The organism is Halosaccharopolyspora lacisalsi (genome assembly GCF_014137975.1).
GTDB lineage: Bacteria > Actinomycetota > Actinomycetes > Mycobacteriales > Pseudonocardiaceae > Halosaccharopolyspora > Halosaccharopolyspora lacisalsi.
Map to the genome: position 1 here is coordinate 1 of NZ_JACGWZ010000005.1, position 20,255 is coordinate 20,255.

At 68.3% G+C, this 20,255-nt stretch carries 17 protein-coding genes and 1 pseudogene; 14 read left to right on the plus strand and 4 right to left on the minus strand.

Features of this window, described 5'->3' with window-relative positions; translation table 11 throughout:
• A partial coding sequence (gene gabT, locus FHX42_RS16605) for a 4-aminobutyrate--2-oxoglutarate transaminase (RefSeq protein ID WP_182545346.1) occupies positions 1–1,145 on the plus strand: 1,145 nt, incomplete at its 5' end.
• Positions 1,146–1,279: 134 nt separating this feature from the next.
• On the opposite strand, the gene FHX42_RS27450 is transcribed toward gabT, so the two are convergent.
• The 3 genes from FHX42_RS27450 to FHX42_RS16620 all read right to left on the minus strand — a co-directional run bounded on the left by FHX42_RS27450 (position 1,280) and on the right by FHX42_RS16620 (position 5,306).
• Positions 1,280–2,698: a helix-turn-helix domain-containing protein gene (locus tag FHX42_RS27450; protein ID WP_182545347.1), complete on the minus strand. Its 1,419-nt coding sequence runs from the start codon at positions 2,696–2,698 to the stop codon at positions 1,280–1,282.
• Between the two features lie 12 nt (positions 2,699–2,710).
• Positions 2,711–4,168, minus strand: a complete 1,458-nt coding sequence (locus tag FHX42_RS16615; protein ID WP_182545348.1) for a PucR family transcriptional regulator — start codon at positions 4,166–4,168, stop codon at positions 2,711–2,713.
• Between the two features lie 679 nt (positions 4,169–4,847).
• Positions 4,848–5,306, minus strand: coding sequence for a nitroreductase/quinone reductase family protein (locus FHX42_RS16620; protein ID WP_182545349.1), 459 nt, complete (start codon positions 5,304–5,306; stop codon positions 4,848–4,850).
• Between the two features lie 173 nt (positions 5,307–5,479).
• Between FHX42_RS16620 and FHX42_RS16625 the strand changes: the two are divergent.
• The 6 genes and pseudogenes from FHX42_RS16625 to FHX42_RS16645 form a co-directional block, all read left to right on the plus strand.
• Positions 5,480–6,892: pseudogene (locus FHX42_RS16625) on the plus strand (type I polyketide synthase); the annotation flags it as partial.
• Positions 6,893–6,906: 14 nt separating this feature from the next.
• Positions 6,907–7,380, plus strand: coding sequence for a KR domain-containing protein (locus FHX42_RS26710; protein WP_328796273.1), 474 nt, complete (start codon positions 6,907–6,909; stop codon positions 7,378–7,380).
• Complete coding sequence (locus FHX42_RS26715; RefSeq protein ID WP_182545351.1) at positions 7,361–7,696, plus strand: acyl carrier protein; 336 nt, start codon at positions 7,361–7,363, stop codon at positions 7,694–7,696. The genes FHX42_RS26710 and FHX42_RS26715 overlap by 20 nt, the downstream gene beginning before the upstream one ends.
• Before the next feature lie 28 nt (positions 7,697–7,724).
• A complete protein-coding gene (locus FHX42_RS16635; RefSeq protein ID WP_182545352.1) occupies positions 7,725–8,894 on the plus strand; it encodes a geranylgeranyl reductase family protein in 1,170 nt (389 codons plus the stop codon).
• Between the two features lie 76 nt (positions 8,895–8,970).
• Positions 8,971–9,168 carry a hypothetical protein gene (locus FHX42_RS16640; RefSeq protein ID WP_182545353.1) on the plus strand — a complete coding sequence of 66 codons (198 nt, stop codon included), beginning with the start codon at positions 8,971–8,973 and terminating at the stop codon, positions 9,166–9,168.
• A 558-nt stretch (positions 9,169–9,726) separates the two neighbouring features.
• Entirely contained in the window at positions 9,727–10,002 is a 276-nt protein-coding gene (locus tag FHX42_RS16645) for a hypothetical protein (protein WP_182545354.1), read from the plus strand.
• Between the two features lie 217 nt (positions 10,003–10,219).
• Here FHX42_RS16645 and FHX42_RS16650 read toward each other — a convergent pair whose 3' ends face one another.
• Positions 10,220–12,046, minus strand: coding sequence for a sigma-54-dependent Fis family transcriptional regulator (locus tag FHX42_RS16650; protein WP_182545355.1), 1,827 nt, complete (start codon positions 12,044–12,046; stop codon positions 10,220–10,222).
• 194 nt (positions 12,047–12,240) lie between these two features.
• Between FHX42_RS16650 and FHX42_RS16655 the strand changes: the two genes are divergently transcribed.
• The 7 genes from FHX42_RS16655 (at position 12,241) to FHX42_RS16685 (ending at position 20,221) form a co-directional block, all read left to right on the plus strand.
• Positions 12,241–13,875, plus strand: coding sequence for a ferritin family protein (locus tag FHX42_RS16655; RefSeq protein WP_182545356.1), 1,635 nt, complete (start codon positions 12,241–12,243; stop codon positions 13,873–13,875).
• Positions 13,876–14,009: 134 nt separating this feature from the next.
• Positions 14,010–15,065, plus strand: a complete 1,056-nt coding sequence (locus FHX42_RS16660; protein ID WP_182545357.1) for an FAD-binding oxidoreductase — start codon at positions 14,010–14,012, stop codon at positions 15,063–15,065.
• 93 nt (positions 15,066–15,158) lie between these two features.
• Positions 15,159–16,265 carry an aromatic/alkene monooxygenase hydroxylase subunit beta gene (locus tag FHX42_RS16665; protein WP_182545358.1) on the plus strand — a complete coding sequence of 369 codons (1,107 nt, stop codon included), beginning with the start codon at positions 15,159–15,161 and terminating at the stop codon, positions 16,263–16,265.
• Between the two features lie 2 nt (positions 16,266–16,267).
• Entirely contained in the window at positions 16,268–16,612 is a 345-nt protein-coding gene (gene mimD / locus FHX42_RS16670; RefSeq protein WP_182545359.1) for a propane 2-monooxygenase effector subunit MimD, read from the plus strand.
• Between the two features lie 223 nt (positions 16,613–16,835).
• Complete coding sequence (locus tag FHX42_RS16675) at positions 16,836–17,294, plus strand: hypothetical protein (RefSeq protein ID WP_407926268.1); 459 nt, start codon at positions 16,836–16,838, stop codon at positions 17,292–17,294.
• 66 nt (positions 17,295–17,360) lie between these two features.
• A complete protein-coding gene (gene groL, locus FHX42_RS16680; RefSeq protein WP_182545361.1) occupies positions 17,361–19,010 on the plus strand; it encodes a chaperonin GroEL in 1,650 nt (549 codons plus the stop codon).
• A 182-nt stretch (positions 19,011–19,192) separates the two neighbouring features.
• Positions 19,193–20,221, plus strand: coding sequence for an NAD(P)-dependent alcohol dehydrogenase (locus tag FHX42_RS16685; protein ID WP_182545362.1), 1,029 nt, complete (start codon positions 19,193–19,195; stop codon positions 20,219–20,221).
• The last annotated feature ends 34 nt before the right edge of the window (positions 20,222–20,255 follow it).

Below are 20,255 nucleotides of genomic sequence, written 5' to 3' on the forward strand. Positions count from 1 at the left end.
TGGGTTCCGGGATCGCGGTGACCAACGTCGGCAACGCGGCCCCGGAGGTCGTCGAGCCGGTGCATCGGCAGGCGGACGCGTTCACCCACACCTGCTTCATGGTCACCCCGTACGAGAACTACCTCGAGGTCTGCGAGGAGCTCGCCGGGCTGACGCCCGGCGAGCACGCCAAGCGCACCGCGTTGTTCAACTCCGGCGCCGAAGCGGTGGAGAACGCCGTCAAGATCGCCCGTCGGGCCACCGGACGCCAGTCGGTCGTGGCCTTCGACCACGCCTACCACGGCCGCACGAACCTGACCATGGCCCTGACGGCGAAGTCCAAGCCGTACAAGCACGGCTTCGGCCCGTTCGCCCCCGAGGTCTACCGTGCTCCCATGTCGTACCCGGCGCGCGACGGGCGCGACGGGGCCGAGAGCGCGCGGGAGGCCCTCGAGCGGATCGACAAGCAGCTCGGCGCCGACACCGTCGCGGCCGTGCTGATCGAACCGGTGCAGGGCGAGGGTGGCTTCATCGAGCCCGCCCCCGGTTTCCTGCCCGAGCTCGCGGCGTGGTGCGCCGACAACGGCGTCCTGCTGATCGCCGACGAGATCCAGACCGGGTTCTGCCGCACCGGAGCCTGGTTCGCCTGCGACCACGAGGGCGTCGTGCCCGACCTCATCACCACGGCCAAGGGCATCGCGGGCGGTCTGCCGCTTGCGGCGGTCACCGGACGTGCCGAGGTGATGGACGCGATTCCGCCGGGCAGCCTCGGTGGCACCTACGGCGGTAACCCGCTGGCCTGCGCCGCCGCGCTCGGTGCGATCCGCGCGATGCGCGAACAGGACCTCGCCGCCGCCGCGTGCGGCATCGAGAACCTGGTGCTGCCGCGGTTGCGCGCGTTCGCGGCGGACTCGGGCCGGGTCCTGGAGGTGCGGGGGCGCGGCGCGATGCTCGCCATCGAGTTCGTCCGCCCCGGCGGTACCGAGCCGGACCCGGAACTGACCGCGGCGATCGCCAAGACCTGTCACGCGCGGGGAGTCGTGGTGCTGACCTGCGGCACCTACGGCAACGTGATTCGCCTGCTGCCGCCCCTGGTCATCGGGCACGACCTGCTCGGCGAGGGAATCGGCGTGCTCGAGGAGGCCATCGCCGAACGCACCCGCTGACCCTTCGAACTCGGGCCGCGAGTACCTGGCCGGGAGTGCTCGCGGCCCGGTTCGCTCCCGGCCGCTCCCGGCGCCGCGGCGGGCGAACGGCGCATCGCCGGGCGCCGTCCGGCCCGGAGCCGCTCCGTCGGGGGTCAGCTCTGCCGGAGGGCGCGCAGGGCGAGGTAGAGGTCGACGCGGTCGGAGGTGCGGGACAGGCTGCGCTCGGTCAGCTCCTCGACCCGGCTCATCCGGTGCCGGAGGGTGTTGATGTGCACGTGCAGCCGCTGTGCGGCCTCCTGCCACCGGCCTCCCGCGTCGAGGAAGACGGTCAGTGACGGCAACAGGTCGCCGCCGCGGCGCTCGTCGTGGTCGAGCACCGGCCCCAGCAACGTCTTCGACGTCGCCGCCAGCAGCTCCGGGTCCTGCACCGACAGCAGCAGCGTCGGACTGCTGAGCTGCTCGTGCGTCATCCACCCGCCGCCGGGCCGCGACGACATGGCCTCGGCCGCGTGTCCCGCCTGGAGCAGGCTCACCCGCAGCTCCGCAGCGGTTCCCGGTTTCCCGACACCGACGTGGACGATCTGTCCGGAGTTGTTGAGCGCGTCGTGGATCCGGCGCGCGAGATCGGCTTCGGTGCCGCGGATCCGCGCGAACGCGACCACCTCGCCGTCGCGCTGCACCGCGACGCCGTCGGTTGCCAGCAGATCTCCCAGGCGCGCCGAGTCGACGTCCGGGTTGGCGCTGCGCAGGACGACGGCCGCGAGCGGGCCGTCCGGCGGCATCCCCAGGGAGTGCAGCCGGGTGCGGACGGTGTCGATCGCGACCGTTCCACCGTGGACCCATTCGAAGAGTTCCCACGCGTAGCGGAGCTCGGTGGCCCGGACGGCGCGGGTGCGTTCGATCTCCAGCGCGATGAACGGCATCGCCTGCACGACGGCCGCGTGCTGTTCGACGTCCAGCTCTTCCAGCGGTCGCGGCAGCAGGAGTTCGGCGTCGGCGAGCCCCTCGCCGACCAGGGGCAGCGGATGGTTCGGCTCCGGCGCATCGCCTTCGACGAGCCCCGCGCCGTCACGCACCGCCACCGGCAGCCCGAGCTGGCCGGACAGCGTGCGCAGGACCGTCTCGACGCCCCGACGCATGCGCAGCGCCGCGACGATCGCGTCGTGCTGGCCGAGGTGGCGCCGCAGCGGACGTTCCCACTCCGCGCGCTTGGTGCTGACGAACGCCTCGACGATCTGCAGGAACGCGATGTCGACCGGCACGACGAAGCAGGTCAGCCCCTGTTCGCGGGCGGCATCGATGAACTCCTCGGGCACCTCGGTCTCGGGGGGCACGAGTCCGAATCCGACGGCCGCGACGTCGGCGTCGGCCAGGTCGGCGACGAAGGCTTCGGCGGTGATCCCGGCCGACCGCCACACCCCGGCGGTGAGCACCACCTCGCCGCCGCGCAGGAACCGTCCCGGGGCCCGCACCTCGATGGTGTGCACCCACCGGATCGGCCGGTCCACTTTGCCGCGCACCCGCACCTGCAAGGCAAGCTCGGGGTCGCGGAGAAGATCGTCGACTGTCACCGCGAACCTCCGTCATTCGGCTGGCCGGTCCAGCACCTGCAGCGCCAGCCACAGCTCCGCCCGCACCCCGGGCTGGTCGAGGCCGCGCCCGAGCAGTGCCTCGACCTTGCCCATGCGGTTGCGCAACGTGTGGCGGTGGACGCCGAGCCGACTCGCGGCCGGGTCCCACTGGCCGTGCTGGGTGAGCCATTCTTGCAATGAGCGTCGCAGTACATCATGCCCGCGCAGCGGCGCGAGCATCGATTCGGAGAAGGCCCGCGCCTCGTCCTCCGGCACGAGCCGCAGCAGCCCGCCTCCGGCGAGCTCGCCGAACCGGACGACGCCGCCGTGCCGCCGTGTCGCACCGGCGGCCTGCCGCGCTTGGCGGAGCCCTTCGGCCACCTCGTTCAGCGCGCACGGTTCGGAGATCCCGATGCGCAGTTCCAAGCTGGTCAGCCACCCCACGTCGTCCTCGGCGGCGAGGGCGACGACGGCGCCGTCGTGCTCGGCCAAGAACATCGGTGCGCTGGGCTTCTCGGTCTCCAGCCACTGCAGGAGGTCGTCCGGATCGCGCTGGCCGTGCAGCACCAGCACCCGCATCGGCTCGGCGGGCAGCTCGGCGTGCAGGTCGCCGGGGGCATCGCGGAGGGATTCACCGTGCACCAGGAGCCAGAAGAACCCGGCTCGGAGCCTGCGCCGCGCGGACCTGAGCACGTCGCCCTGCTCCAGGGCGAGTGTGAGCAGCGAGGCCGCGGAGTTGATCACGTGGTGGTCGGTCGTGGCGAACGGGCCCTCGCGGCTCACGGCGAGGAATCCGCGAACTCGGCTGCCCAGCACCTGCAGGCTGACTTCCCGCGACCCCACCGAAATCCCCGACGCGGCGAGACCCTGCTTCGCCCGCAGCCGATCGACTTCGGCGATCAGGGACTCCCGGCACGCGGCGGCCGAGGCGGGAGCCGCGTGCAGCAGCGTGCCCGCCGGGTCCAGCAGCAGCACCCAGGCGTCCAGCAGCGTGGCCAGCTTGCGTACCAGCGCCGCCACGCCGTTGGACGTGCCCGCCGCCTGCGCCAGTTCGTGCTGCGCCCGGCTCGTCCGGCGCAGCCCCGCGTACTCCTCGGCGGCGATCGCCCGCGACACCGCTTTGCTGAGCGCGATGAACGGGATTTCCCGCGGCACCTCCAGCAGCGGCAGTCCGGCCCGATCGGCGGCCGCGGCCAGCGCTTCCGGAACCGCGCCGTGGCTCAAGCCGATCCCGAAGCCGAGCCCGGCCACGCCCGTTGCGGTCAGTCGGTCCACGAACTCCGCGCATTCCTCGGGGCGCAGCGCCAGTCCTGTGGTAAGCAGCAGCTCGCCGCCGGCGAGGAACGGCGTGGGATCGGTCAACTCGCTGACGTGCACCCACGACACCGGGCGTTCGAGCGCCTCGGCGTCGGCGTGAGCGGTGAGCCGCAGCTCGGGATCTGCGAGCAGCGCGCGCAGCGTCACGGACATGTGCCACCTCCCTGACACTGTGTCGAATCGAAGTGGCCCGAGTTAACCAGATCGTCCACTGTTCGTTCCCCTCGCCTCCGGCCACGCTGTGCTCGTGACGACGTGACCAGGAGGGCCGCGCGACCACGGCGGTGACGCCGGTCTTCGGCACCGAAGAGCCCGGTGGCGTGCTCCGCGACGTCGAAGGCGAATCGCCGGGTTCGGTCCGTTTCCGGGACACCCGGCGTCGGCACCGAGTCCGGTTGACCGACTGCTTCACCCGCGCCGGCGGGCCCGCCGAGATCTGTGGTTGGTGCCGGTTCCGGCGATATGGCACCACTTCCGTTGGTCGTCTTTCTTCGGCGTGTGCGACCTCTCAGCTCGCTTCCGCGACCGCACTGGGTGCGGGAGTTCCGTCATCGGAATCCGCTGTGTGCTCAAAATACCGAAAGCATTAAGAGGTCATCGGCTGATCGATGCCTCCGGAATGTCGGCCGCAAGAGTTGCTCCACCGAGAGTGAGCGGCGTTTTCGATTTCCAGTCCTTCGGCTGAAGCAAAGGTTCGAGGGCGTCCCCGACTGTCGGGAGCGCGAGTCTTCGCGGTCCTGTTGTTCTGCGGTCGCTACGTGCCGCTCCGGGGTGGGGGAGGCGCGTCGCACTGCCCGCCGCTCCCTCTCGTCGAAGTGCCCGCGTGACCGAGTCATCGATGTGCGTCCGGTCGGAGGAGGAACATGCGGAGCTCGCGACCGGACCGTCGGGTATAGGTCTCGTACGGCGGCCAGGTATCCAGTACGAGAGGCCAGCGTCCGTCCCGCTCACGGCCGGTCAGCAGGCTCGCGTGCACCGGGATGGTGATGCCGTCGAGGGTGACTGTGGCACGCGGCTCGCACAGCAGGTCGTACGACCACTGCGGGTGCTTCGGGCGGCCACCGTGCGACCCGAGCACGAGGTGACCGTCCTCGTCTTCGGTGTGGATGAGTGGGACTGCGCGGTGCAGGCCGCTGCGGGCGCCACGAACGCCGAGCAGCAGCAGGGGGACGCCCAGCGCGCCGGTAATGCTGCGTCGTCCCCTGCTACGGATCAGGAGGGTTCGCTCCACGGGGGCGAGTCGCAGCGCCAGCTCGCCCGCCCAGTTGTGATGGCTCAGCTGCTGCGTCAATCGTGTCAGTGTTCGCATCCGTGGTCCCCCGATCGGTGGTCGGAATTCCTGCACGTGTTCACGACTTCTGGTGTCGAGCGGATATCCGATCGGCATGGCTTGTTGTTTCTCGATGTTCGCACCCCTCGGTTGGAGGTATTCGATTAGTTACGTAGATCATTACGATCTTCAGTATGCCTGAGAGCGGAACCAGTGACTTTCGACCGCAGTACGAGCCGATCGCGATCGTGGGCATCGGGTGTCGGTTCGCCGGTGGCGTGGACTCGCCGGAAGCGTTGTGGGAAGTCCTCAGCGAGGGTCGTGACGTGGTCACCGAAGTGCCCCCGGATCGCTGGAGCGTCGATGAGTCCTACGACCCGGAACCGGGTGTTCCCGGGAAAACGGTGTCGAAGTGGGGCGGTTTCCTCGACGACGTCGGTGGCTTCGATCCGGAGTTCTTCGGCGTTTCCGCGCGTGAGGCGGAAGCCATGGACCCGCAGCACCGCCTGTTGCTGGAAACGGCGTGGGAGGCCTTGGAGAACGCGGGGGTCCGACCGCGAGATCTGGGTGGTTCCCCGACCGGGTTGTTCATGGGGCTCTCCGGGCAGGACTACATGATGCGCACGCCGCACTCGGAGCTGTTCACCAATCCGTACGCGATGACGGGAAACGCGCGGAGCATGGCCGCGGGGCGCATCTCGTACCTGCTGGGGTTGCGCGGCCCGAGCGTGGTGCTGGACTCCGCGTGCTCGTCCGGTCTGGTCGCGACTCACCTCGCCGTGCAGAGCCTGCAGACCGGGGATGCCGGCCTCGCGCTCTCAGGCGGGGTCAACCTGATCTTCGGAGCCGATACGACGATCGCCTTCTCCAGCTGGGGCATGCTGTCGCCCGCCGGGCGGTGCCGCGCGTTCGACGCCGATGCGAGCGGCTTCGTCCGTGCCGAGGCATGCGGCGTACTCGCGCTCAAGCGGCTGGCCGATGCCGAACGCGAGCACGACCGAGTGCTCGCCGTGCTGCGGGGATCCGGCGTGAACCAGGACGGACGATCCAACGGAATCACCGCTCCCTCCGGCGAGGCGCAGCGGGAGTTGCAGCAGCAGGTGATCGCACGTGCCGGGATCGATCCGTCCCGGGTGGGCTTGGTCGAGGCGCACGGAACCGGTACTCCGGTAGGCGATCCCATCGAGTTCACCGCCCTGGCGGACAGCTACGGACGCGGTGCGCAGCCGTGCGCGCTCGGGTCGGTGAAGACGAACATCGGCCACGCGGAGACGGCGTCCGGCATGGCGGGGATGATCAAGGCGATCATGGCGTTGCGCCACGGTGAGGTCCCGGCCAACCTGCACTTCAACGCGTGGAACCCGGAAATCGACCACGAGGGAAGCCGGCTGTTCGTTCCGACGTCGACCGAACCGTGGCCGGCGGCCGGCGGCGCTCGGCTCGCCGCGGTCTCGTCGTACGGGTTCTCCGGGACCAATGCGCACGTGCTGATCGAGCAGGCGCCCGAGCACGATCCTCGGACCGGGGAGGAAGCGTGTGACGGGCGACCCGTGCTGGTCCCGATCTCGGCGAGCTCGCCCGGCGCGCTGTCGTGCATGGCGCGGCAGTCGTCGAGGACAGCGTGGTCTCGCAGCTCGACGAGGACGGCGCGAACCGGGTATGGCTCCCGAAAGCGCTGGGCGCCTGGCACCTGCACGAGGCACTCGGCTACGACGGATACGAGGACGAGATCGACTGGCTCCTGCTGTTCTCCTCGGCCGCCGCTCTGATCGGCAATCCCGGACAGGGCGCGTACGCCGCCGCCAACGGGTTCCTGGACGGACTCGCCACGGCGCGGCGGGCTCAAGGACTCGCGGCGACCAGCGTGTCCTGGGGCGCCTGGGCCGAGCACGGCCGCGGTGCGGTGATGGCCGAGCGAGGGTTCGCGATGATCGAACCGGACGAGGGGATCGCGGCGTGCGACCGCCTGCTGCGGTACGCGCGGACCCGCACCGGCTACCTGCCCATCACCGACGCGAGCTGGCTCGACGCGGTGGGGGAGCGGGCACGTACGTCCACGTTCTTCGCTCCCCCAGGTGGCGCAGTCGGCCGGTGACGCCGACGAGACGGGTGCCGACCTCGAGCTGCTCGAGCGCCTCTCCGACGCGGACGCACCGACCAGGCTGAGTTCGCTGACCGGGTTCGTCATCGAGCAGGCGGCGGCGATCCTGCGGGTGGACCCCGCGGGAGTCGATCCCGGACGATCGCTGCTCGACTACGGCCTGGACTCGTTGATGGGGCTGGAACTGCGTACTCGCATCGACAAGGCACTTCGCGTGCGCGTCCCGACCAAGCAGTTGTGGGCACACCCCGATCCGGAATCCCTCGCCGGCTGTCTCGCCGAAAAGCTCGGCGGGTCCGCCGACAGTTAGACGAGTACCGCGGAAAGGAGCCGATCACATGTCGAAACGCCTTCCCCGGGGGACATGGGACGTCGTCGTTGTCGGTGCGGGTCCGGCAGGAGCTGCTGCGGCGCGCGTCGCCGCTGAGCACGGATGCACCGTGCTCTTGGTGGAGCGGGACGGGATCCCGCGCTACAAGACGTGCGGTGGCGGGTTGGTGGGCGGTTCGCCGGCGTCCTTGCCGGAGGGTGCGAAGGTCGAGATTCACGATGAGGTGCAGCGCGTCACGCTGTCCATGAACGGACGGTGGGAACGGACTCTGCCCTCTCGGCCACCGTGGGCGAAGATGGTCTTTCGGAGCGAGTTCGACGCGGCGTTGGTCGAAGAGGCCGCGCGAGCGGGGGTGTCGGTCCGGGACCAGTGCGCCGTCAAGGGCGTGGAGTCCACTGAGGACGAAGTGCGATTGCGGGTCGGCAGTGGTGAGTACCTGCGGGCCAGGGCGGTCGTGGGTGCGGATGGCAGCGCCAGCCGCATCGCGAAGTTCGTGGATGTGCGGTGCCGGCAAGTGGATCTGGCCCTCGAGGTCGAGGTTCCCGTCGGCAGTAGGCTGTCGAAATCCTGGAGCGGGCGTGCGCTCATGGAGTGGGGTCCCTTCCCGGACTCGTTCGGGTGGGTGTTCCCCAAGGGCGACGTATGCACGGTGGGCGTGGTCGGTAGCCGGGGATCGCCGGACGCGACGCGCCGATACATGCGGGATTTTCTCGAGCGCCAGGAGGTGGCGGGCATTGAGCCCATTCACGATTCGGGACACCTGACACGGTGCAGAGCAGCGGATTCACCGCTTTCTCGGGGTCGCGTCCTGGTCGCGGGTGACGCGGCGGGACTGGTGGATCCGTGGCTGCGGGAGGGGATCTCCTTCGCGTTGCGCTCCGGTGCCTTGGCGGGTCGGGCAGGGGCGTCGATCGCGGGTTCCGAACGCGGCGCGGACGTCCACTCCGAGGAACGGCGGTACGGCCGGGCGGTGGAACTGGGTAACGAGATGACCTCGAGCGAGCAGGTTTCGAGGATCTTCGCCCGGCATCCCGCGCTCGTCCACACGGCTCTCACGCGAGTTCCGCTGGTGTGGAGTCGGGTGGACGACTACCTCACCGGTCGGGCGACGATTCCGGAGGTGCTGAGCTCTCGACTCGTTCGCCCCGTGGTATCCGCGCTGGCCGCGCTGAGCTAGGCCGCGAGTACGAACACTGCTGTGCCGGTTATCGGCTCGGGGCCGACGCGTTGGTGGGCGCTCCGGTGCCGGGCAGGTGGGTGTACCAGTCGGCGATGGCGCGGCCGATGTCGTCGGGGAGTCCTCCTGGAGGAAGTGGTTGCCCGGCACGGTGACTTCGCGCTGGTCGGTCCAGGTGCGGACCCGTTCCCGCTGGGGTCCGGTGAGGATGGCGCCGGGGTCGGCGTTGACGAGGAGTCTGGGCACCGCGCTGGTCGTCAGCCAGTCGCCGTAGGACTCGACGATGCCGACCACGTCGGCGGGTTCGCCGTCGATGGGAACCTCGCGCGGCCAGGTCAGGGTGGGACGACGGTCCTCGACCGGCGTGCTGAAGGGAGATGACGTCGCGCCACGACCGCGACGAGCTCGGGTTGCCGTGCAGGAACGCGATGGCCCACGTCGACGTAGGTCATCGCGCGCCCCGGCGCCTCGACGAACTTCCTCTCGAACGGCATCAGCGACGTTCCCGGTCCTTTCCCGAAGTCGTGCCGCCACGCATGGCGCGACCGGCTCGGTCCTGCCGTGCACCGGATTCACACCGCGGTCGGAGGCCCCGACCTCAGTGGCCCCGCACCACGCGGGTGCGGTGGCTTCGTGGGATGGTTGAATAGTCAACGACTTAGGATGGCGCCGACGGAACCGGCGCGTGTGCTGCTGCCTCGCCGAGGAGTTTCCACATGGCATCGTTGCCGACACGCACGCCGCAGGCTCACCTCCACCCGCTGTTGCGGCGGGATCGCGGCCTGGTGGTCCCGGCCCACCCGGATGGGGACCTCCAGCAGTTGCGCCGGGTGTGGCAGCACCTGCGGACCCGGACCGATCATCGGCCGCGGGGGGAGCGCTGATCCCGCGATCCCGCCCGGCTCCCTCGGACTCCCCCGGCGGGCGGGAGGGGGCGGGATGGCCGAGTGAACCGACCGAACTGCTGCGGTGGTACGGACAGTTGGCCGCCGAACTGGAGGAGACCACCGAACCTGCGCGGCAGGCCGACCTGCGCCGATGGCTCGACGAGCTGGACGCACGGCTGGACCTGACCGGCCCGGCCCGGACGGAAGACCCCCTCTCGTGAGGACGCCGGTGAGGTGGACGTCGGGTGAGGCGTACCGGTGTGTCCGGGAGCCCGCTACCGCCCGGTCGCAGCAACGCCGGTGCGGCGGCCACTCTCAGCAGCACATGATCCCCGGGTGAGACGCCACCGCGGGTCCGGCCGCCCGGGCCCGCGGTGAGCGGTTCCCGCTGATTCCAGGGGCGGGGAACACCGTGCCGCGGACACCGGGAGTTCGTGTTCACTTCGAGGCCGGGGCGCAGGCGATCCCGTATTCGTTGATCTTGCGGTAGATCGTCGCTCGCGATATTCCGAGGCTGCGTGCTGCCTGCGCGCGATTGTGCCCGGACTCCGCGAGAGCGTTGACGATGGCGTCGCGCTCCATCGATTCGAGAGGCGTGAGAATTCTGCGGTTGTGACTGTGGCACTCCGGGGGCAGGTCGTCGAGTTCGATGACTTCCGCTCTGCTCCTCCTGACCGCCGACTGGATGGTGCGCTGCAGGTCGGTGACGTTGCCGGCCCAGCTCCTCCGCAGCAGTGTCCGCATCGCCGCCGAGGAGAACCGCACGTCGGAACGCTTGGTGATTCGTCGCAGCATCAGGGGCGCGATTTCCTCGATGTCCTCGAGGTGGTGACGCAGTGGTGGCACCTCCACGGACCGGGGAAAAGCGGTGAGGAGCTCGTCGAGCTCCGGGAGGTCCCCCAAGTCCCTGTTCAGGGTCGCCGCGATCCACGTGCTCGGGTTGTCGCCGGCGTGCTCGCGCAATGTGGTGTTCAGTCGCTTCAGCACCTGCGGACCGAGCTGGTCGAGATGGCGGAGAACGATGGTGCCCGCGCCGACGGCGAGCTCGTGACGCACGTCTTGTACCCAGTTCCGGTCCGGGGCGGAATCGGCCGCGTCGAATACGCGTAGACGTGTCTCGGGGGCGCGGTGGAGGTGGACGGACTGGATCAACGCGAGTTTGCCGACGCCGGCCTCTCCTTCCAGGACGGTCCAGTTGCCTTCGAGGAAGTCGCGGTCCAGCTTGCGGCAAGCCTGTTTCCAGAGCGCTCCGGAACCTGCTATTCCGGGCAGGCTCGGGGCGTCGCGGAGCTCCGGTACGTCGAACCGCTGGGGGGAGTCGACGAGTTGGACCCGGGCGAGCGTGCCCGCGTACCTGTTTCCGTGGTGCACCTGTTTGAAGTGGACGCGGCAGTACGTGCCACTGGGGAGGGCGAGTTCGGCGGACAGGCGCTTGGCGGGCGTGTCGAGCTCCTCGCGGAGGTACTCGCTCACGGCGGTCTGGTCCTGCGAGCTGAGCAGCTGCCGGGCCTTGTCGTTGAGCATGAAGACGCTCCCGTTGAACGCGAGAACGGGATCGAGACAGCGGCGCGAGGTCTGCAGGTACTCGTTCAGCAGAGTCGTCTCCCGTCCTCGCACGTGAGCGAACAGGGTCGCTTCGATGCTCTGAGCGGCGCTGTTCGCCATCGCCATCAGCAGCGGGTTGGCGTGCTCCGCCCAGCAGGTGATGTCCAGCAGGCCTTCCACCTGCCGCGTCGTCGGATTGCGCAGCGGTACTCCGGCACAGGCGAGGTCGCCGAGGGGCTCGGTGTAGTGCTCTCGCTGGTAGACGTACGTGGCCTGCCCGGACTCCAGGGCCGTTCCTATTCCGTTGGTGCCGACGAACTGCTCGGCGTAGCTGAACCCCGGGGCCAGGGAGACCTCGTCGAGGTAGTGCTCGAGACCGCGGCTGCCGGTGCGCCGAGCGAGGACGTAACCCTCGGGGTTGGTCAGCACGACGCTGACCGGTTGGTCGCTGAGCTGCTCTCGTAGCTGGTCGAGCACCGCTGTCGAGGCGTGCACGAGACGCCCGTCGGTGTCGAGGTCCCCGTGGTACGGCGCTGCCAGCTGATCTCCTGTGACGTTCCACTGCGCCGACCGCTGCCACGAGGCCGCGATGGTGCGCCTGATCGCGTCGGGGACGCGGTCACCGGTGAGGAAGTTTTCGCGCGCGAGCGCCAACTCGGTCTCGGGCGTGGTGGGTGCGCCTTGCTGCTGTGGGATTTCGTGGCGGGATCGGCGGGTCATGATCGGGCCTCCTCGGGACGGCCGCTCGGCAGGAGCCTGTCGTCCGTTCGGCTATCAGCATGACACCGACACGCAAGTCGCCCTCCGAGCGTCTCATATTGAGATGAACACCGGGGCTTCACTGGTGTGTGATTTGAACCATCCCGGAACCGCGACGATCCAGCCGGGGCCACGTCACGTGCAGGAGGCAGAGCGTGAGCCGACAGAGTCTGAGCAAAGCTCACCAGAAGATCACGGAGCTGTCGTGGGAGCCGTCCTTCGCCACGCCGGCGCAGCGGTTCGGTACCGACTACACGTTCGACAAGTCGCCGAAGAAGGACCCGCTCAAGCAGATCATGCGCTCCTACTTCCCGATGGAGGAGGAGAAGGACGACCGCGTCTACGGTGCGATGGACGGTGCCATCCGCGGCAACATGTTCCGGCAGGTCCAGGAGCGCTGGATGGAGTGGCAGAAGCTGTTCCTGTCGATCATCCCGTTCCCGGAGATCTCGGCGGCGCGGGCGATGCCGATGGCCATCGACGCGGTGCCGAACCCGCAGATCCACAACGGACTCGCGGTGCAGATGATCGACGAGGTCCGGCACTCGACGATCCAGATGAACCTCAAGCGCCTGTACATGAACCACTACGTCGATCCGGCCGGATTCGACATGAGCGAGCAGGCGTGGGCGAACAGCTACTCGGGCACGATCGGTCGTCAGTTCGGCGAGAGCTTCATCACCGGTGACGCGATCACCGCGGCGAACGTCTACCTGACGGTGATCGCCGAGACCGCGTTCACGAACACCCTGTTCGTGGCCATGCCGGGGGAGGCGGCGGCCAACGGGGACTACCTGCTGCCGACGGTGTTCCACTCGGTGCAGTCCGACGAGTCGCGGCACATCAGCAACGGTTATTCGATCCTGCTGATGGCGCTGGCCGACGAGGACAACCGCGTGCTGCTCGAGCGCGACCTGCGGCACGCGTGGTGGAACAACCACTGCGTGGTCGACGCGGCGATCGGCACGTTCATCGAGTACGGAACGAAGGACCGCCGCAAGGACCGCGACAGCTACGCCGAGATGTGGCGGCGGTGGATCTACGACGACTACTACCGCAGCTACCTCCTCCCCCTGGAGAAGTACGGGTTGGAGATCCCGCACGACCTCGTCGAGGAGTCCTGGAACCGGATCGTCAACAAGTTCTACGTGCACCGGGTCGCGCAGTTCTTCGCCACCGGTTGGCCGGTGAACTTCTGGCGCATCGATCCGATGACCGACGAGGACTTCGAGTGGTTCGAGGAGAAGTACCCGGGCTGGTACAACCAGTTCGGCAGGTGGTGGGAGGCCTACAACCGGCTGCGCTACCCGGGGCGCAACAAGCCCATCGCCTTCGAGGACGTGGGCTACGAGTACCCGCACCGGTGCTGGTCGTGCATGGTGCCGTGCCTGATCCGCGAGGACATGGTCGTGGACAAGGTCGACGGGCAGTGGAAGACCTACTGCTCGGAGACCTGCCACTGGACCGACGCGGTCGCCTTCCGGCCCACCTACCAGGGTCGCGAGACGCCGAACATGGGGAGGCTGACCGGAACGCGGGAGTGGGAGTCCCTGTATCACAACTGGGACCTCGCCGATGTGCTCAAGGACCTCCAGTACGTCCGGGACGACGGCAGGACCCTGATCCCGCAGCCGCACCTCGACCTCGACGACGGGAAGAAGCTCTGGACTCTCGACGACATCAGGGGCATCCCGTTCGCCAGTCCGAACATCGCGCTCAACGAGATGTCCGACGAGGAGCGCGAGCAGCACGTCGCGGCCTACCGGGCCAACCCCAACGTGACCGCGTGATCGACGCACGAGCGCGGCCGGCGGCGCCGCGGGGGTGAGGCGGGCAGGAGCCCGCGTGGCCCCGGATGAGTCATCCGGGGCCGCACCCCCCGGCCGGGTCGACGCACGTCCGCGTGCCGAAAGGGAGTGAGATCGTGAGTGAGACTCACCGTGTGCGCTTCGATCCCGTCGACATCGAGATCGAGGCGAACGAGGACGAGACCGTGCTCGACGCCGCGTTCCGGCAGGGCGTGATGCCGCTGCACGGCTGCAAGGAGGGGCAGTGCTCGTCCTGCAAGTCGTTCCTGCTCGACGGCGACCTGCAGATGGACCGCTACTCGACCTTCGCGCTCGCCGACTACGAGAGCGACGAGGGGTACGTGCTGCTGTGCCGGGCGCACGCCTACAGCGACCTGGACATCGAGCTGATCAACTACGACGAGGACATGATCCTGGCGGGTCTGCCGGTGGTCACCGTCCGCACGCGGGTCGAGGCCGTGGAAGAGCTCACCCACGACATCACCCTGCTGCGTGTGACCGTCGTGGGCGACGACGAGTTCAAGTTCCATCCCGGGCAGTACGTCGACATCGCGGTACCGGGTAGCGACGAGCACCGCTCGTTCTCCATGGCGAACCTGCCGAAAAGCCACGACGGTGAACTCGAGTTCATCATCAAGCGCTACAGCGGGGGCAGGTTCTCGAGCCTGCTGGAAGACGGGTTGGACGCGGGCGCCGAGCTGGACGTCACCGGTCCGTACGGGACCTTCACCCTGCGGGCCGACTCCGAACGCAGGCTGGTGTTCATCGGTGGCGGTGCGGGGATGGCCCCGATCCTGTCGCTGCTGCGCCAGGTCGCGGCCAAGGAGGACTTCGGCCGGGAAGTGGTCTTCTACTACGGGGCCCGGACGGCGGCGGACCTGTTCCTGCTCGACGAGCTGGAGGAGATCGGGGCGCGGATTCCCGGTTTTCGCTTCGTGCCGTGCCTGTCCGACAGCGACCGGGTGGATTGGAACGATGTCGGTCACGACGGAAGTATCGGCGTGGTGACCGATGTGGCGGGTGCCGGTGAATCGGACCTGGCCGGGGCCGACGTCTACATGTGCGGTCCACCCCCGATGATCGACGCCGGTCTGGAAATGCTGGAAGACCGTTCCGTACCGCGGGAGCGGATCTTCTACGACAAGTTCACGGTGTCCGCGGAAGCGGACTGACATCGACAGTCGTGCCGGACGGGTCGACGCCCGCGTTCCGCCGGGCCTCTCGACGCGATTCCGGCGTCGCACCGGATGACGAGGAAATGTTTCATGGTAATCCAGGACGAGAGCAAGCGACGAAGCTTCCCGAAGCCGGAGTTCACCGACGCCGAGGCCGGAGCGGTGGATTTTCCCAGTTCCGAAAGCCGCAGTTACAACTACTTCACTCCGAAGAAGAAGCGAGCCACCGTCTACGAGGACGTCACGGTCGACGTCCAGCCGGACACGGATCGCTACCTCAGTCAGGGCTGGATCTACGCGTTCCAGAACGGTCCCGGCGGGTACCCGCTTGAGTGGACGAAACTGGAGTCGGCCGATTGGCACCGGTTCCGGGATCCCAACGAGGAGTGGGAAAAGACGATCTACCACAACAACGCCAATGTTGTGCGCCAGATCCAGCAGAACCTGGAGAACGCGAAGAAGGCCGGTGCCTACGATGGCTGGTCGCGCGGGTGGACTCGGTTCGTGGAAAGGCATCTGGGTGCCTGGATGCACGTGGAGAACGGACTGGGCATGCACGTGTTCGTGGCCGCCCAGCGCTCCGGACCCACGAACATGATCAATACTGCGATCGCCGTGAACAGTGCGCACAAGATGCGGTTCGCCCAGGACCTCGCCCTGTACAACCTGGACCTCAGCGAGTCGATCGAGGACTTCGACGGCAGCGCGCACCGGAGCACCTGGCACTCCGAGCCGGTGTGGCAGCCCGTCCGCGAGGTCGTGGAGAACCTGACGGCGATCGAGGACTGGGCGGAAGCGCTGTTCACCACCAACGTCGTCTTCGAATCCCTGGTGGGCGTGCTGTTCCGCAGTCATCTGGTGATGCAGATCGCCGCTCGCAACGGTGACTACGTGACCCCGACGCTGGTCGGTGCCGGAGAGAACGACTACGAGCGCGACCTGAAATACACCCGGGAGCTGTTCGCCATGCTCGTCGGAGACCCCGAGCACTCCGCCGCGAACAAGCGAACGCTGCAGGAGTGGGTGGACAAGTGGGCCCCGCGCTGCTGCGACGCCGCGCGCGAACTGCAGCCGATCTGGTCGCAACCGCAGGAGAAGGTCATCACGTTCAACGAGTCGTGGAGTGCCGCTGTGGACGGGTTCCGCAGCTTGTTGACCGAGTTCGACCTCGAGGAGCCGAAGGAGCTGGCGAAGTGAGCATGACGGGGAATTTCACGGCGAACGAGACCGCCTCGGAGCTGTGCGGCGTTACTCTGATGAACAACCAGAACGGTCACGTCGTGGCCGAGATCATGGCCGCCAAGGACGACGTGGAAGTCGACCACCTGCCCTCCATGATCCGGGTCGACGGTCTGAGGAAGCTCGTGTTCGATTTCGACGAGATCGCCGAGGAGCTCGGTTTCGAATTCGACCAGTCCGACTTCGAGGAGATCATGTCCACGCACTACGGGCGGATGGTCCACCTGGACGACAAGACCGTCCTGTTCGCCAGGCCCGAGGACGCCGCCGAATACATCGACTTCGACCTGAGGCCGGTGCGGTAGGGGAAACCCGATTGGGCGGGTGCCGGGGGCGGGGCCGCGAACGCCCCGCTCCCGGCACCGAGACGCAGCTGTCTACACCGGTGGTGGACGTCCTCGCCCGTCCACCGCTCGGTGCGTCGCTCCGTTTCGGGGGAAACACGTGTCCGGTCGATGTGGCCGGTCGTTCGCGGGAGGAGCGCTGTCAAGAATGAGAGATCCGTCGTACACACCCCTCTTGGACGAGGTGTGGACAACGCTCGGCGGGATCCGTCCGCCGGGTGCGGACAATTCCCTGGAAGAATTGGGGCTCGTCGCCGCCGTCTCGACCGACGGTGCGGTGGTCCGGGTGTTGTTGCGCCTGCCTGCCGCGCTGTGCCTGGGAGCGGAGCGCGGTGATTTGCTCGACGATATTGAAGAATCGGTCCGAAACGTGTCATCGTTGGGGCGGGTCGAACTGTACACGAAGCCGAGCTGGCCGGGGTGGGCCGCGGCAGTGCCGAACAACAGGAGGGCGCCCTTCTCGGCGCACTCCACCTGCTTCGAGAGCGCGGTCGCGGGCTCGTCTCAGAACGGTTGGGTGCTCGACGGATTCCAGCAGCGGATTTCTGCGGCATCCCGGGACGAGGAAAACCGTCCTGACGGGGTCCACGTGATGGTCCGGGCACGAATCGCTCCGGAAACGACCCCGATCGAGGTCGCCTGATACTCCACCGGAACATCTCGTTCATTCCTCCGCGACGGAACAACGAACCAGAAGGACGATGCAGAAATGGCTAAGGACCTCCGCTTCAACGTGGAAGCACGGCAACTGCTGGTGGCCGGCGTCGACGCCCTGGCCGATGCCGTCAAAGTGACGTTGGGCCCCAAGGGGCGCAACGCCGTCATCGAGAAACTCACCGGCCCGCCCAGCATCACCAACGACGGTGTGACCATCGCTCGCGAGATCCAACTGCGCGATCCGTTCGCCGACATGGGAGCGCAGCTGGTGAAGGAGGTCGCCAACAAGACCAACGGCGTCGCCGGCGACGGTACGACCACGGCGACGGTGCTGGCACAGGCGTTGGTGCACGAAGGGCTGCGCGCGGTGGACGAGGGCGCCAACCCGATGCTGCTGAAATCGGGCATCCAGCAGGCCGCGAACGCGGTGATCGAGGTGCTCAGGGCAGGTGCCCGGCCGGTGAGCAGCAAGAAGGACCTCGCGCACGTGGCCACGTTGTCGGCCAACAACGACTCCGAGGTCGGTGACATGATCGCGGTCGCGATGGAGCGCGTGGGTACGACCGGTGTCGTGACCGTCGAGGAGTCACCGACCTTCGGTCTGGACGTCGATTTCGTGGACGGGATGGAGTTCGACCACGGATACCTCTCGCCGTACATGATCACCGACGAGCATCGCAGGGAGACGGTCTTCGAGGACGCCTACATCCTGATGACCAACGAGAAGATCACCCACGTGCAGACCTTGATGCCGGTGCTGGAACAGGTGACCCGCACCGGCAAACCCCTCGTCGTCCTCGCCGAGGACGTGCAGGGGCCCCCGCTGGGCATGCTCGTGCACAACAACGTTCACGGCACTTTCAAATCCGTCGCCGTGCGTTCTCCCGGGTTCGGACACCGCCGCCTGGAGCAACTGGGTGACATCGCCGCGTTGTGCGGCGGCCGGGTCATCAGCGCGGACGCCGGCTTGCAACTGGACTCGGTCAAGCTGGAGCACCTGGGACGGTGCGGCAAGATCACGGTGACCGAGGACAGCACCACCATCGTCGACGGTGCCGGCGACGAGGGCACCGTCAACGCCCGCATCGACCAGCTCAAGCGGGAGTTCGAACGTGCCGAGAACCCCCACGACCAGGACTCGCTGCAGGAGCGGATCGCGCGCCTGTCGGGTTCGGTCGCCGTCCTGCGGGTAGGAGCGGCGACGGGGGTGGAGCTCAAGGAGAAGCAGCACCGGGTCGAGGACTCGGTGTCGGCGACCCGGGCGGCCATCGAGGAGGGAACCCTCGCGGGTGGTGGGACGGCCCTTGCCAAGGCCGCCGCCGGCCTCGGATCGACCGGTCTGTCCGGTGACGAGGCCGCGGGCTACGAGATCGTGCGGCGCTCGCTGCTCGAACCCCTGCGCTGGATCACCGTCAACGCGGGGTATCCGGCCGACGAGGTGCTCGAGCGCGTTGCCGGTTCTCCGGAGGGGGAGGGGTTCAATGCCCTGACCGGGGAGTACGGCGGCATGTACGAGTTCGGCGTCATCGACCCGGTCAAGGTCACTCGTTCCGCCCTGGAAAGCGCCGCCTCGATCGCTTCGCTGCTGCTCACGACCGAAACCCTGCTGGTCGAGGAGAACGTCCAGAATCCCGGAGCGATCACCGCGCCGGGGTTCGGCGACCTCGCCGAGGGAATGGTGCGCCCCTCCAACATCGCTTGATCGGGCGATCAACCCGCATCAGCGCGAGCATGTCGCTGAGGCCCGTGAGCTGCCGACCACGGTCGGCGGGAGGGCTCGTGGGGTCTCGGGCGAGTCGCGGCGGTCGGGACCCCACGAGCGCGTTCGATCGCGTTCCCAGCAGTACCACGAACAGTCCAACACGAACGAGGGAGTGACTCCCGGTGAAAGCGGTACGCGTGCACGCCTACGGCGAACGAGCACGGATCGAGTCCGTTCCCGACCCCGAAGTGGCCGGGCCGCTGGATGTCCTGGTCGAGGTCAACGCGGCCGGTGTGTGCCGGACGGACCTGCACATCCTCGAGGGCCAGTGGGCGGACAAGAGCGGAGTGTCCCTGCCCTACGTCATCGGGCACGAGAACGCCGGAACCGTGCGGGAGGTCGGTTCGGCGGTGCGCAACGTCGAGCCCGGTGACAAGGTCATCCTGCATCCGCTGGTGACCTGCGGGCTGTGCCGTCCGTGTCGTTCGGGTGATGACGTGCACTGCGAGAACTCGCTGTTCCCCGGCATCGACACCGATGGTGGCATGGCCGAACTGATGCTCACCAACGCGCGTGCGGTCGTCAAGCTCGACGAGGGGCTGCGTCCGGCCGACGTCGCGGCACTGGCGGACGCCGGGTTGACGGCCTACCACGCGGTGCGCAAGGCCGTGCCGCTGCTGTACCCGGGCACGCACGTGGTGATGATCGGTGCCGGCGGCCTCGGCCACATCGGGCTGCAGTCGTTGACGGCGTTGACTCCGGCCGAGATCACGGTGGTGGACCGTTCCCCGGAAGCGCTGAAACTCGCCGCCGACCTCGGTGCGCACCACACCGTCACCGCCGACGGCGGCCAGCTCGAGGCGGTCCGTGAGATCACCGGCGGCAAGGGGGCCCACGTGGTGCTGGACTTCGTCGGGGAGTCCGGCACCGAGGACGAGGGCGTGGCGATGACGCGCAACGCGGGCTCGTACTTCGTCATCGGCTACGGCGGCGCTGTCAACGTGCCCACCATCGACATCATCTCCCGCGAGATCAACCTCATCGGCAACCTGGTGGGTTCCTACAACGACCTCGACGAGCTGATGACGCTGACCGCCCGGGGCAAGGTGTCCCTGCGTACCCGGACCTATCCGCTGGGTGCGGCGCTCGAGGCGCTGGACGACCTCGACCACGGCCGGATCCCCGGCGGCCGCGCCATTCTCACCTCCTGACCCCGCCCTCCCGCCACCGGACCCGGGGGCGGTT

Excerpts from the sequence above, each read along its gene's own strand:
- FHX42_RS16615 (WP_182545348.1), bottom strand. The coding sequence starts at position 4,168 with ATGTCCGTGACGCTGCGCGCGCTGCTCGCAGATCCCGAGCTGCGGCTC.
- FHX42_RS16635 (WP_182545352.1), top strand. The coding sequence starts at position 7,725 with ATGTCGAAACGCCTTCCCCGGGGGACATGGGACGTCGTCGTTGTCGGT.
- FHX42_RS16650 (WP_182545355.1), bottom strand. The coding sequence starts at position 12,046 with ATGACCCGCCGATCCCGCCACGAAATCCCACAGCAGCAAGGCGCACCC.
- FHX42_RS16665 (WP_182545358.1), top strand. The coding sequence starts at position 15,159 with ATGGTAATCCAGGACGAGAGCAAGCGACGAAGCTTCCCGAAGCCGGAG.
- mimD (WP_182545359.1), top strand. The coding sequence starts at position 16,268 with ATGACGGGGAATTTCACGGCGAACGAGACCGCCTCGGAGCTGTGCGGC.
- groL (WP_182545361.1), top strand. The coding sequence starts at position 17,361 with ATGGCTAAGGACCTCCGCTTCAACGTGGAAGCACGGCAACTGCTGGTG.